The organism is Aquimarina litoralis (genome assembly GCF_019295435.1).
Classification (GTDB): Bacteria; Bacteroidota; Bacteroidia; order Flavobacteriales; family Flavobacteriaceae; genus Aquimarina; species Aquimarina litoralis_A.
Window position 1 is genome coordinate 58850 of sequence record NZ_WEKL01000013.1, and the last position, 14949, is coordinate 73798.

Annotated in this window: 4 protein-coding genes; all 4 read left to right on the forward strand. The window is 30.3% G+C overall.

Annotated features, from left to right (window positions below):
• Nucleotide 1 precedes the first annotated feature (1 nt).
• The 4 genes from GBO31_RS09185 (at nt 2) to GBO31_RS09200 (ending at nt 14903) form a co-directional block, all read left to right on the forward strand.
• Nucleotides 2–7588: a non-ribosomal peptide synthetase gene (locus GBO31_RS09185; RefSeq protein WP_219008040.1), complete on the forward strand. Its 7587-nt coding sequence runs from the start codon at nt 2–4 to the stop codon at nt 7586–7588.
• Between the two features lie 4 nt (nt 7589–7592).
• Nucleotides 7593–12038 (forward strand): beta-ketoacyl synthase N-terminal-like domain-containing protein, encoded by a 4446-nt coding sequence (locus tag GBO31_RS09190; RefSeq protein ID WP_219008041.1) that lies wholly within the window; start codon nt 7593–7595, stop codon nt 12036–12038.
• 283 nt (nt 12039–12321) lie between these two features.
• A complete protein-coding gene (locus tag GBO31_RS09195; RefSeq protein ID WP_219008042.1) occupies nt 12322–13899 on the forward strand; it encodes a condensation domain-containing protein in 1578 nt (525 codons plus the stop codon).
• Between the two features lie 11 nt (nt 13900–13910).
• The gene (locus GBO31_RS09200; RefSeq protein WP_219008043.1) at nt 13911–14903 is read left to right on the forward strand and encodes a TauD/TfdA family dioxygenase; all 993 of its coding nucleotides are present in this window, start codon (nt 13911–13913) and stop codon (nt 14901–14903) included.
• Nucleotides 14904–14949: the final 46 nt, after the last annotated feature.

Consider the following 14949-nt stretch of genomic DNA (forward strand, 5'->3'; position numbering starts at 1 on the left):
AATGGAAGTAGCAGCTTTAATAAAAAAAGTCAGGGATAATGGCTTGGCAATAAATTTATTAGAAGGGAATCTGGAACTTGTTTTTTATAAGGATGACGTAGATGATTCTCTAATCACACTTGTTAAAGATAACAAAGAGGATATTATAGAATATTTGAATTCTATTTCTGTTGAAAAGAATCAAATGGAGATCCCTACGTCACTCGATATGGAAACATACGCTATAACTTCTTCACAGTTTAGGTTTTGGATCTTGTGTCAAATGCAAGAGATTAATGCAGCATATAACATACCTTTTGTTTTGAAGATGGAAGGAGATCTAGACATCGATATCCTGAATGCAACTTTCAAAAAGTTAATGGAACGCCATGAAATTTTGAGAAGCAAATTTGTGGAGTCGGAAAATGGTGAGGTAAGACAAAAAATAATTAATAGCGAGGAGGTTGGTTTTGAAGTAAATGAGCATGAAATTTCAGATAGTCAGTCTATCGGGAAGGAGATAACCAAACTTACAAGCAGTCCGTTTGATTTGAAAAGTAACTCATTATTTAGGGTTGATCTTATCCATAGTGGAAGTAATATTTATTATTTGTGTTTTAATATTCACCATATTATTAGTGATGCAAGATCTATTGAGATCATTATTAAAGAATTAAGTGAGATATACAATTCATTGATTTTAGGTAAAGAGACTGTATTACCAGAACTTAGTATACAATTTAAAGATTATAGTGAATGGAGTAATAACACAAACAACTTTGAGAAGGAAGAAAAATATTGGTTAGAAAAGTTTAAAGGACAACTTCCAGTAATTAATTTACCTACTTATCAGTTACGACCTGCAACCAAAACATATGTAGGATCAAGTTTTGTGAATACCATTGACCAAGAACTATTAAAAGAACTTAAATCATTTTCTAGGAAAAACAAAGGAACTCTCTTTATGACATTAATGGCAGCTCTCAATGGACTGCTTTATAGATATTCCTCACAAACGGATATTATTTTAGGGACACCTGTTTCCGGAAGGAATAATTCTCAATTACAAAATCAAATAGGTTTATATATTAATACATTACCTATTAGAACGCAATTTGAAGCGACCACTTCTTTTTTCGATTTGTTTCAACTACTAAAAGAAAATCTGGAATCGGCATATGCTAATTCTAATTATTCATTTGGAGATTTAGTAGACAAACTGAATCTAAAAAGAGATGTAAGTCGCACACCTTTATTTGACATTCTAGTAACCCATCAACAAAAGAACGATAGCTCCTTAGAAACGGAAGATGGTTTTACAGATTTAAAATGTTCTTTCTATAATGATTTTGAAAATACAGTTAGTAAATATGATATTACTTTTAATTTTTTAGAAGGTGAGAACGATTTAAGTCTTTTTATAGAATACAATACTGATATTTTTGAAGAAGAGTTTATACAAAATTTAGCGTTAAATTTTGAAGAATTTTTAAAGATATCTATTGATAAACCTAATGTAGAAGTTCAAAAAATATCACTGGTTAATAACGAAGAGAAAAGCAGACTATTAAATTTATTCAATGACACTAAGGTACCATATAACCTTGAAAAAACAGTAGTTGAAGACTTTTTAGATCAGGCCTCTAGCACTCCTGATAAAATAGCACTTGCCTATCAAAATGAAGAAATAACATATGCAGAGTTAAATGAGAGATCAAATCAATTAGCTCACTATTTAGTTTCATCAGGAATCCAGGAAAGTTCGGTAATTGCGTTGTGTATAGATCGTTCTATCGAAATGGTGATTGGAATACTTGGAATCTTAAAGAGTGGTGCTTCTTATCTACCGTTAGATCCATCATATCCTATAGATCGTATTGACTATATGGTTGAAGATAGTAAGGCTCAGTTTTTAATTACAAAAGAGGAAATTGTAGGGCTCTTACCAAAAAATGCTAATGTGATCTCTTTTGAAGAGGAATCTATTTGGAAATGCTCAAAAGAAAACTTAGAATTCTTACCAACGTTTTCAAATGAAGCATATGTTATTTATACTTCTGGTACTACAGGAAAACCAAAAGGAGTACTAGTAACACATAAAAATTTATCCAATTTCTTTGTCGGGTTAAATAATAGATTTGGTAAACTAGAAAAAGATGAGAACTGGTTAGCTGTCACAAGTATAAATTTTGATATCTCAATTTTAGAAATTATTTGGACGCTAACAAGAGGTAGTAAAATTGTATTGCAACCAGATAGGCCAATTTTACTAACAGACAATACATCGGCTATGGATTTTAGCTTATTGTATTTTGCAGCTCAAGAAGAAATTGCATTTGAAAATAAGTACAAACTATTATTAGAAGGTGCCAAATTCGCTGATGAGAATGGATTCGAAGCGATTTGGATTCCTGAAAGACATTTCCACAGTTTTGGAGATCAATTTCCTAACCCTTCAGTAGCAGCAGCAGCAGTATCTACCATTACCAATAATGTCACTCTACGATCAGGAAGTGTTGTGTTACCATTACACGACCCTGTTAGAGTGGCCGAAGAATGGTCTATGGTTGATAATTTATCAAATGGAAGAGTAGAAATGTCCATAGCATCTGGTTGGCATCCAAATGATTTTGTTTTGGCACCAGAAGACTACCATACACGTCATCAAAAGATGCAGGATAAATTAAATACAGTAGTTGAGTTATGGGAAGGAGGAACGCTAACACGAAAAAATGGAGTTGGTAAGGATACTACCTTTAGAATACATCCAAAACCAATTCAGAGTAAATTACCAATTTGGATTACTTCTGGAGGAAATGTGAAAACATTTGAATATGCAGGATCTATAGGAGCGAATGTGCTAACGCATTTACTTGGACAAAGTATAGAAGATCTTGAATTTAAAATCGATAGCTATAGAAAAGCCTTAAAAGAAAATGGGTTTGATCCTGAAAAAGGGAAAGTTTCATTGATGTTGCACACTTTTGTTAGTGATGATCTTTCTTTTGTAAAAGAAACTGTAGAAGAACCATTTAAAAATTACTTACGTCATTCTGCAAACCTTATGAAATCTATCGCAGATGATAAAGGGCTTGATTTAGAGAAAGATCTTGATGTGTTGATTGAAATGGGATTCCAACGTTTTTATAAAACAAGTGGTTTATTTGGAACTCCGGAAACCTGTATGAAGCGCATTCAGGAATTATATAAAGTTGGAGTAAATGAAATCGCTTGTTTAATCGATTATGGAATTGATACAGACATTGTTTTATCAAATTTAGAGCACTTGAAAGGGCTACAAGATTTGATATCACGATCAAAAACTCAAAACCAATTCCTGAAAAAGCGAATGGATTTAGAATGGTCTACCTCCAGTTTGATAAAGGAAAATAAGATAACACATCTGCAATCTACACCATCTTTTATTCAAGAGTTGTTAGTAGATAAAGAAGGTAAAGATGCTTTAGAACAGATTGAAACTTTGCTAATCGGAGGTGAGGCACTTCCTTTGTCCTTATCCAAACAATTAGGAGAGCTTAGAAAAAAACCACTTTTTAATATGTATGGCCCTACTGAAACTACTATTTGGTCAACTATTAAAGAAATATATGAAGATCGCAATATAAGTATTGGAAAACCAATAGCTAATACTCAAATATATATATTAAATAGTTCGAATCAATTGTGTCCTATTGGAGTAATAGGTGAGTTATGTATAGGAGGAGATGGAGTTTCTAAAGGATATTTGGGTAGACAAGATTTGACCGATGAGAGATTTATAACTAACCATTTTTCTGGAGAAGGTAAAATCTATAAAACTGGTGATTTAGCACGTTGGTTGCCTAATGGAGAATTAGAATGTCTTGGAAGAATAGATAATCAGGTAAAAATTAATGGGCATAGAATCGAGTTAGGCGAAATCGAAAATAGTATTGAAGAATTTCCTGGAGTTATAAAAAGTGTAGTGAATTCTGTTGATAATAACGGTACTAAAAGTCTAGCAGCATATTTAACCACAGATGAAGCTTACGATGCTAATGATCTATTAGAATACCTAAATCTAAAATTACCTAAGTATATGATTCCTTCATTTTTGATGGAGTTGGATGAATTTCCAATGACGCTAAATGGTAAAATAGATAGAAAATCTCTTCCAAAACCAAATGTTTCGAATATAAGTAAAAGGAAGTATGTTGCTCCAAAAAATGATTCAGAAAGAGTATTGGTTGAGATTTGGGAAAAAGTTTTAAAATCTGAAAATATCGGAACTGAAGAAAACTTTTTTGAACTAGGAGGAAATTCACTTTTGGTGATGCGTATGCTAACACATATTCGAAATGAATTTAAAGTAGAGATATCAATTGTAGAATTTTTTACCACAAAAAATATTCAAGACCTTTCTATTTTAATTTCAGAAAAGGAAAATACAGATAGTATTACCGAAATTAAATTTGTAGAAGATAAACCACAATATCCTCAATTATCGTTTTCGCAAGAACGACTTTGGTTCCTTGACAAATTAAGTGGGAGCACCCATTATCATATGCCTCTAATTTTTGATTTAGATGGTCAGGTGAATTTTGAAATCTTAGAAAAAGCCTTTAAAACAATAATCGAAAGACATAAAGTTTTACGTACCATATATCTTCAAAACAAAGGAGAAGCGTATCAAAAAGTTATTCCATTTGATCAATGGAAAATGAATTTGGTTCATGACCTAGAGAGCATAGATGATACAAGTATAGAAGAATTAATTATTGATGAAATTCATAAACCTTTTGATCTTGAAAAGGACTATATGCTAAGAGCAAGTGTTTTTTCTGAAGGTGATGAGACATCAAAATTATTGATTATAATGCATCATATTGCTTCAGATGGGTGGTCAGTTTCATTATTGTTAAAAGAACTTGAACTTCTTTACAATGGATTAATAGCCGATACTACGTTTAAATTACAACCTTTAGGGATACAATATATTGACTACAGCATTTGGCAGAGAGAACATGTTCAAGGTGAATTTATAAATAAACAATTGTCGTATTGGAAGGAGCATTTAAAAGATTTAGAACCTTTAAATCTACCTATCGATTTCCCTAGAAAAGCTCAACAAAGTTTTCAAGGAGATCATTATCACTTTACTATAGATACAGATACTTCAAAGAGAATATATGATTTTTCTGAGAGAGAAGGTACTACGCTTTTTATGACATTATTGACTTCATTTAAAGTACTGTTGAGTAGATATAGTAATCAAACAGATATTTGTATTGGAACACCAATTGCCAATAGAGAACAAGAAGAAGTAGATAAGCTAGTTGGCTTTTTTATAAACACTTTAGCATTGCGAAGCAACCTTGATGGAAATCCTAAGTTTAATGATTTATTAAAAACGATAAAAGAAAATACATTAGATGCTTACGCCCATAAATATGCACCATTTGAACAAGTAGTAAACCAAACAGTAAAGACAAGAGACTTGAGTAGAAGTCCTCTTTTTCAAGTAATGTTTGTTCTTCAAAATAAAGAAGAAAATCCTGAATATAAATTAGGAGAAGTCACTCTTAAATCAGCTCCATATACTTATGAAAGATCACAATTTGAACTGATTTTTAGTGTTTCCGAAACATCAAAAGGGCTAAGCGTAGGTGTCAAGTATTGTAGCGACTTGTTTAAAGAAGAAACAATAATCCAATTAGCAAAACATTATAAAAACCTGATACAATCCGTACTCAATAATCCAAGTCAGAATATTAATAATCTGGAATTTTTGGATACAGATGAAAAACAAGAACTATTAGAACATTATAACGATACCTCGGTTACCTATCAAAATGAATTAGTGATTAATTCATTATTTAATCAAAAAGTAATTCAATCACCAGATAACGTAGCGATTAAATATAAGGAGAAGTCATTAAGTTATTTAGAGTTAGATCAGGTTTCCAATCAATTAGCCAGATATCTACAAGCTACATATTCTATCGATAGAGGAGATATTGTAGGTGTAGAGCTAGAAAGATCAGATTGGCTTATTGTAACAATGCTGGCAGTATTTAAATTAGGGTGTACTTATCTACCAATAGATCCAAGTTTCCCTGAGGTTAGAAAAGAATATATCATTAAAGATAGTAATTGCAAAAGGATAATTACATCAACTTTTATAGATGAATTTGCTAGCTGTAAACAAGATTTTGAAGAAAAAAGATTAGATGTAAAAATTGAATCTGATAATTTAGCTTATATCATATATACTTCTGGTACTACAGGTAAGCCTAAAGGAGTAATGATTACACATCAGGCAATTTTAAACACTATTCTGTCTCAAATTGATTCATTTAAAATTAATTCCTCTGAAAATTGCTTACAATTTTCAAATCAATGTTTTGATGCTTCTATTTGGGAAATATTGATCAGTCTATTAGGAGGAGCTACATTGGTGATTTTAGAAGAGTCCATGAAATTGGACATACCAGCTTTTATAAACTATATAAAAGAGCATCAGGTAACTTGGGCAACATTGCCTCCTTCATTTGTAACACTTTTAGATATAAATAAACTACAAATGATAAAGCAACTTATTACAGCAGGAGAGGAAGCACCAATACAAAAAGCCAAAGAGTTTTCTGAAGTAGGAAGCTATACTAATGCTTATGGACCAACAGAAACCAGTATATGTGCATTGACGTATCAGGGAAAATTTGAAGACAAAATTCCTGTAGGAAAACCAATAGCAAATACCAAAGTGTATATTTTATCGGATGCTCTGGAATTACAACCTAAAGGAGTCATTGGCGAGTTATGTATAGCGGGTAATGGATTATCTATTGGGTATTTGAATAAACCAGAATTGACTAAAGAGAAGTTTATAGATAATCCTTTTGTGGCTGGAGAAAAGCTATACCGTACCGGAGATTTAGCCAGATGGTTACCTAATGGAAATATTGACTTTTTAGGGAGGAAGGATTCTCAAGTGAAAATTAGAGGATATAGAATAGAGTTAGGTGAAGTGGAACATGTTTTATTAGAGCAAAAAGACTTGGTGAAGCAGGCAATTGTTGTAATAAAAGAAAAGAACGGAATTCCAATTCTAGTATCATATATAGTTCCTAGTGATACCTATGATAAAGAAAAGCTAAAGTCTATTCTTAAAAGAAATTTACCAGACTATATGATCCCAAGTTTTTTTATTGAAATTGATGAAGTAGCGGTAACTTCTAATGGAAAAATAGATAAATCCAAACTACCTGAAATAGATGAGCATAGTCTCGTTAAACAAAAATATGTTGCTGCAGAAAATGATATTGAAGATAAAATAGTGCAAATAATATCGGATGAATTTGATATTCCAGCAGGAGGAATCGGAGTAAATGATAACTTTTTCGATCTAGGAGGCAATTCTATCAATATGGTTAAGGTTTTATCAGTTTTGAATTCCGAGTTTGATGAGGAAATAAAGATTGTTCATTTGTTTCAATATCCAAYAGTGCGCAGTCTTGCTAATGCGTTTTTTAATGATAATAAAATTCTTGAAGAAGCTACAAATGAGGAGTCAGAAGAAGATTTTGATTTTGATGAGGAACTAAATGATTTTGCAAATTTAATAGACTAAAGAAATGAATAAAAATCAAAATAAAAGAGATATTGCAATTATAGGAATGTCATGTAAATTTCCGAAGTCTAGGGATGTTAAGGAATTTTGGACTAATGTAAGTGAAGGTAATGAACTATTTGAGTTCTATACAAATGAGGAGTTATTAGAGTATGGATATTCAGAAGATGAAATTTCGAAATCAAATTTTATAAAAAGCAAGATTGAAGTACCTGATGTAGAAAGTTTTGATTACCGTTTTTTTAATTATACCAAGGATGAAGCGGAAATGATGGATCCGCAATCTAGAATATTGCATGAGCAAGTTTGGTTGGCACTAGAAGATGCTTCATGTAATACTTCAAATTATAATAAAAAGATAGGTTTATTTTTAACAGCTTCTAATAATGAATCATGGGTAGCTCATTCTAAAATAAACCCCAACGATAAGGTCAACCCTTTTTATATATCTCAGTTGGCGGATAATAAATTTTCGAATACATTAATATCATATAAATTAAATCTTAAGGGTCCTAGTTATTATGTTAATACGGCTTGCTCAAGTTCACTTACTGCAGTTCATTTGGCATGTCGAAACTTACTCTTGAAAGAGTGTTCAGTAGCAGTTGCTGGAGGAGCAAAGATTGTTTCAAATGTAAATCGAGGATACGTTTTCCAAGAGGGAATGATATTATCAAAAGATGGGTATTGTAAAGCGTTTGATGAAAATTCGTCAGGAACCATTTCAGGTGAAGGTTCTGGAGCAGTAGTTTTAAAAAGGCTAGAAGATGCGATTAATGATGGAGATCATATATATGCGGTTATTAAAAGTTCTGCTGTAAATAATGATGGAGCAAATAAAGTAGGATATACTGCTCCCAGTATAGATGGCCAATCAAGCTGCATAAAACTAGCACATAAAATAGCAAAAATAGATCCGAACACCATTACTTATATAGAAGCCCATGGAACAGGTACAAAATTAGGCGACCCTATAGAAGTAGAAGCATTGAACAAAGCTTTTAATTATGATAAGGATCATAAATGTTATATCGGGTCAGTAAAAACAAATCTTGGTCATTTAGATACGGCTGCTGGTATTACCGGTTTAATAAAAACTGCCTTAGCTATTCAGAATAGGTTAATTCCGCCTTCCTTGAATTTTACAAGACCAAATCCTGAAATTAATTTTAAAGGAGGTCCTTTTCAAGTTGTTACAGAATTAAAAGAATGGCAAACTTCTACAGAAAATCCAATTAGAGCAGGAGTAAGTAGTTTTGGAATAGGAGGAACCAATGCACATGTAATTTTAGAAGAAGCACCGCAGAGAAAGACCACTAGTAATTCTAGACCTTACCAATTACTTACTTACTCAGCAAATACCTTTAATTCTTTAACTAATTATTCTAAAAGGCTAAGTGAGTTCCTTGAAAGTGAAAAAGAAATAAATTTAGCTGATGTAGCTTATTCTTTAAATACGGGAAGAAAATCGTTTAAACACAGAAATTATATTGTTGCCGAAAACGATATTAAGTCATTACAGAGCTCAAAGTTTTCTAATACAAGTAAAGGAAATGAATCTAGTGTCTTAAAAAAGAATATCGTTTTTCTCTTCTCAGGTCAAGGTAGTCAATATTTTAAAATGGGAAAAGATTTGTATGAGCAAGAGGTGTATTTTAAAAATTTGATGGATAATGGTTTCGAGATCTTAAAAGAAATCACAGATCTAGATTTTAGAAAAATAATTGGATATACGGAAACGGATGAGGTAGATGAGACATTAATAAATCAAACACAATATACACAACCGCTATTATTTTTAATTGAATATAGCCTAGCAAAACTACTTTTGCATTGGGGGATTTCTCCTAAACATATGATAGGACATAGTCTTGGTGAATATGTAGTAGCATGTATTAGTGAAGTTTTTTCTTTTGAGGATGGATTGAAGCTCGTAGTTAAAAGGAGTGAGTTAATGAGTAGAACAGCCGAAGGAGCTATGTTGTATGTTGATTTATCGAGAGATAAAATAAAAGAGTTTTTGAATGAAGATCTTTCGATAGCAGCTATTAATACTCCAGATACAGTGGTTATATCGGGCAAACAGAAAGCTATTGAAAATTTAACTTTGGAGTTAGAAAAACATGAAATAGCTACAGTTAAACTTAAAACTTCTCATGCATTTCATTCTGTTCTAATGGATGAAATTACAGAAGATTTTAAAGAAATGTTAGAGGAAATTAACTTTAACGAACCTAAAATGAGTTTCATATCCAATTTATATGGTAAAGAAATTTCTAATAACATTTCAGCAGAATATTGGGTAGATCATTTGAGAAATACTGTAAAATTTTCAGATGGGATTAACTCTATACCTGCAATAGAAAATCTGTTATTTGTTGAAATAGGTCCAGGAAATACTTTATTAAACTTTTGTAAGAAAAATATAAAGTCAAATGATGTTTTTCAGACTATTCGTCATCCTAAAGAAGTGATAGATGATAATCAAAAGCTTACAGTCTTTCTTGGAGAGTTATATACCAACGGAGTAGAACTTAATTGGGTGAATTATTAWGAAAATGAGGTTCGAAATAAAGTCTCAATTCCCAAGTATTGTTTTGATAAGTATTCATTGGATGTTAAAGTTGATCCATTTGAAAATATTGCCAACTTACATGTAAAGAGTTCGTTGAAATCGATATCTGATTGGTTTTATGAGCCATCATGGAATAGAAGAAATCAACTGAACAATGTTAGTGCTAATGAAGATAAAGTATTTTTAATTTTTGAGGATTCTATTGGATACAGTAAGTCGCTAGTTGAGAAATTTAAAAATAAGAATAATGTTTTCGTTCTTAAAAAATCGAAAGAATTTTTAAACAATGGTAACAATAATTTTGAATTAGATCCTGAAAATGAAAATCATTTAAAATTATTCTTCAATGAATTGTCAATTACAGATTCAAAAACTTTGAATATAATTCAGATGAACTCACTTGGAAAGGAAGAACTCAACGAAAGTTTATCAGAATTTTATACAACAATAAGTACTATTAAAAGTATTAAAACTCATTGTCACAAAAATAAAATTAATCTATATGTTTTAACCAATAACACAAATAAAGTTATTGGTAATGAAGAGATTAATGTTGCTAATTCAATTAATTTAGGAATACCTGTTATAATATCTCAGGAGAATAATAATATTGGATGTTGTTGTATAGATATTACTTTGGAGGATGATAAAAGTGAGGCAATATCAAATGTTTTTAATGAAATTAATACTAATATTTCTGATAAATATATATCCTATAGAAATAAATATAGATGGGTTAAAAGTTTTAATCAGGTAAAAATTCAAAAAAATGAAAAGTCCACTAAAATTAGAAAAAATGGGACTTATATTATAACGGGAGGTTTAGGTAATCTAGGCTATTTGCATGCAAAATATTTGCTAGAAAATTATAATGCTTCCGTAATCATTTTAGGTAGAAGTGAAATTGAAAATAATCATGATGATACTGACAAAGTATTAAGATATAAAGAACTAAATAAAATAGGTAATGCTAAATACTACAATGTTGACTTAAAAGATTTAGCTTCTTTACTAGCAATTGTAGGTAATATTGAGAATACTGTTGGGACAATAAATGGTGTTTTCCATTTTGCAGGTACTATTTCGGGTAATTCTATAAGAGTTATGGATTTCTTAGATAAAAGAGATTTTAATGAGCAGTTTGATGCTAAAGTTTTGGGTACAAATACCTTAGGAAAGGTTTTTCATAACAAGGAACTTGACTTTTTTGTATTATCTTCTTCATTGTCAACTATAATAGGAGGGAAAGAGTTGGCAGCTTATTCTGCGGCGAATTCTTTTTTAGATTCATTTTGTAACTCAACGATCATTAAAAACTGTATAACTATTAATTACGACGGGTTTAATTTTAATAATCAGTCAGTTGATCATGGTATTGATTCAGATAATATAACAGATATTTTGAATAGAGTTTTGTCTTTAAATGATACAAATCAAATAATAGTTTCCACAGAAGATCTAGAGTATAGGTTGTCCAAGTRGATCACAAATAATGATGATTATAACTGGGAAAATGATCTAACTGATACTGAAGGGGAAATTAATATAGAAGAAATTGAAGTGGATCGCTCACTTTTATCTTCGGATTATATAAAGCCTACATCCCCAATTGAAATCAAACTGATTGAATTATTTCAAAATCTTTTCCACGTAAATAATATAGGGATAGAGGATAATTTTTTTGAATTAGGTGGAGATTCTTTAAAAGTTATGACTGCTTCATTGGAAATAAATAAAATATTTAAAGTTAAATTTTCTATAGAAGATTTTTATAGTAACCCTAATGTAAAAGACTTAGCCGAGAAAATTGAATTAATTCAAAACCTATCTAAGAAATCTAGTAAGAGTGAAAAAAGGCATAAGGTTACCATCTAACTATAATCAAAAGTATGGTTGTTAATTTATATCATTCTTATAGAGATTAAGGATAATGAATACCTTTTAAACTTTAGTAACTAATAATTAAAAGGCTAATACAATATCCCTCATCAATTAATATTTTTTAAACCATTCCCAGAGTATTAAGCTGCTTTTTCTCAAGTAATAGGCTTCAATAAATTTTTATTCAGGATCATAGATAAAAAGGCTTCAGAGTATTTATGCTTACTGTCAATCATACCTGATATATAAATATGTACTCATGTAAACATAATATACAGTGATAAAAGAAATTATAAACGAGTTAGAGTCAAAAGAGGTTTCGATTTATCTAGAAAATAATGAAATCGTTCTTGAAAGTGAAAATGAAATAGACTTTTCTATCATAGATAAAATAAAAAAGAATAAACCTTTATTGGTAAACTTTTTAAATAAGATAGATGAAAAGCAAGAATATGATTCAATAGATGTAGTAGCAGTAGATAGGGATTATCCTATATCTTATGCTCAACGAAGATTATGGATATTAAATCAATTTGATGGCGGAGATGTTGTATCTAATCTGTATGGAAAAATAGAGCTAGAAGGTGAATATGATTTAGATTGTTTTGAAAGAGCTATTCATTCAGTTATCGATAGGCATGAGATTCTAAGAACTGTTTTTGTTGAAAATGATAATGGAGAAATAAGACAAGAGGTTAAAAGTACTGAAGAGAGTAACTTCGAGTTAATTTATCGCGATTTTTATAATGATCAAGAAAGTTTAGAATTATATATTAAAAATGATTCTCTTAAAGCATTTAATTTAACCAAAGGACCTTTAATCAGGGCTGCTATCCTTAAATTAAATAGTGAATTAAATATATTTTATTTCAACATGCATCATATCATAAGTGATGGTTGGTCTATGGAAGTGCTTTCAAAAGATGTATTAGGGTATTATGAAGCCTATAGATTTAATAAGAAACTATCGCTAAAGGAATTACCAATTCAGTATAAAGATTATACGTTATGGCAATTAAATCAAATAGAAAACCAAAATAACAATAACTCTATAAACTATTGGAGAGATATTCTTTCTGGAGATATACCAATATTGAATTTATCTGAAAATAAAACTAGACCTAAAGTCATGACTCATAATGGAGATTGGCTGGGAACATATATAGATAAGGATTTATTAACCAAGATAAAAAGATATTCACAGACTAATGGAGGTAGTGATTTTACCGTGCTGTTAGCAGTATTAAATGTTTTATTACACAAATATACTTCAGGAAGAGATATAATAATAGGTACTTCGGTTACAGGTAGGGATCATGCGGATTTAAAAGATCAAATAGGATTTTATGTGAATGCACTGGCATTGAGAAATAAAATTGATCCCGAAGAAACATTTGATTCATTTTATTCAAGATTAAGAGAAAATACATTTGGGGCTTACAATCATCAGATGTATCCATTTGACAAATTAGTAGAGGATTTAAACATTAAGAAAGATCTAAGTAGGAACATCCTTTTTGATACAATGTTAATTCTTCAGAACAATCGAGATCATAAAATTGACATAAAATTAAATCAAGAGGATGTAAACTCATTTGTTCATGTGAAAAATACCGGTTCAAAACTCGATTTAGAGCTAGTTTTTGAAGAATTAGGTGAAGTTTTATCATTCAAACTTATTTATAACACGGATATTTTCGATGCATCTTTCATTAAACAACTAATGACTAACTATAAAGTATTGTTGTTAAAAATACTTAATGAACCTAATGGAATCATTAAACAATATAGATATCAACAGGAGTTTGCCAAAAGTTTAAAGAAGAGAAATATTCAAAGATTGAGAAATTTATAAAAGATTATCAAATGAAAAATAGATTAAATAAATTAAAAAATATTAGCGCTAAAAAAGTGCCTTCTAAAGTTGGAGTATCTACTAGTTTCTTAGATAATGATCTTAAATTTCCACTAGTATTAAAGCCAGAAACAAGAGGAATTAACCTCGAAAAGTGGATTGTTTCTAATAAAGAATTGTTTAACGATAACCTGTATAAATATGGCGCTATTTTATGTAGAGGTTTTGAAATAAATACAGTTGAGAAATTTCAGAGTTTAATGCAGCATTTTTCTAAAGATCTTTTAGAATATAAAATGAGGTCCTCTCCTAGATTTGAGTTAACTAATAATGTTTATGTATCAACTACCCATCCAAAAGATCAGGTAATTCATATGCATAGTGAAAGTTCATATGCTCCAAATCATCCTGAAAGAATTACTTTTTGTTGTATACAAGAACCAATGGAAGGAGGAGAAACACCTATAGCAGATAATAGAATGATTTTTAATTTTCTAAATGATGAGCTTAGAGATAAATTTTTAGCTAAAGAAGTTCAATATCGAAGAAATTTAAATAAAAGGTTAGGATTACCATGGCAAGAGGCTTTCCAAACAGATGATAAGAAAGAAGTTGAAAAAGAATGTATTGATACTGGAATTAATTTTAATTGGATTAATGAAGATGAGCTGGAGATAAATTGGACGAAAAAGGCGGTATGGAGTCATCCTGTAACAGATGAAAAAATTTGGTTTAATCACGCACTCTTTTTTAATAAACATTTACAAAATGAAGATATTCTAAATTCAATTGTTTCTGACAATGAACTTCCTTTTAATACATTTTATGGAGATGGATCAGAAATCTCAATAGAAGACATTGAAGTATTAAAAGATGCTTATAACAAAGCAACTACAAAATTCTCTTGGGAAAAAGGAGACGTGTTATTTTTAGATAATTTGCTTTTTTCACATGGGAGAAATTCTTACTCAGGAGATAGAAAAATTATTGTATCAATATCTTAAATATTCATAAACTTTAATTCATACTACGTTTTTAATCTATCAATCT

Bases quoted from the DNA above. Each gene is read 5' to 3' on its own strand.
- GBO31_RS09200 (WP_219008043.1), top strand. From the start codon at position 13,911: ATGAAAAATAGATTAAATAAATTAAAAAATATTAGCGCTAAAAAAGTG.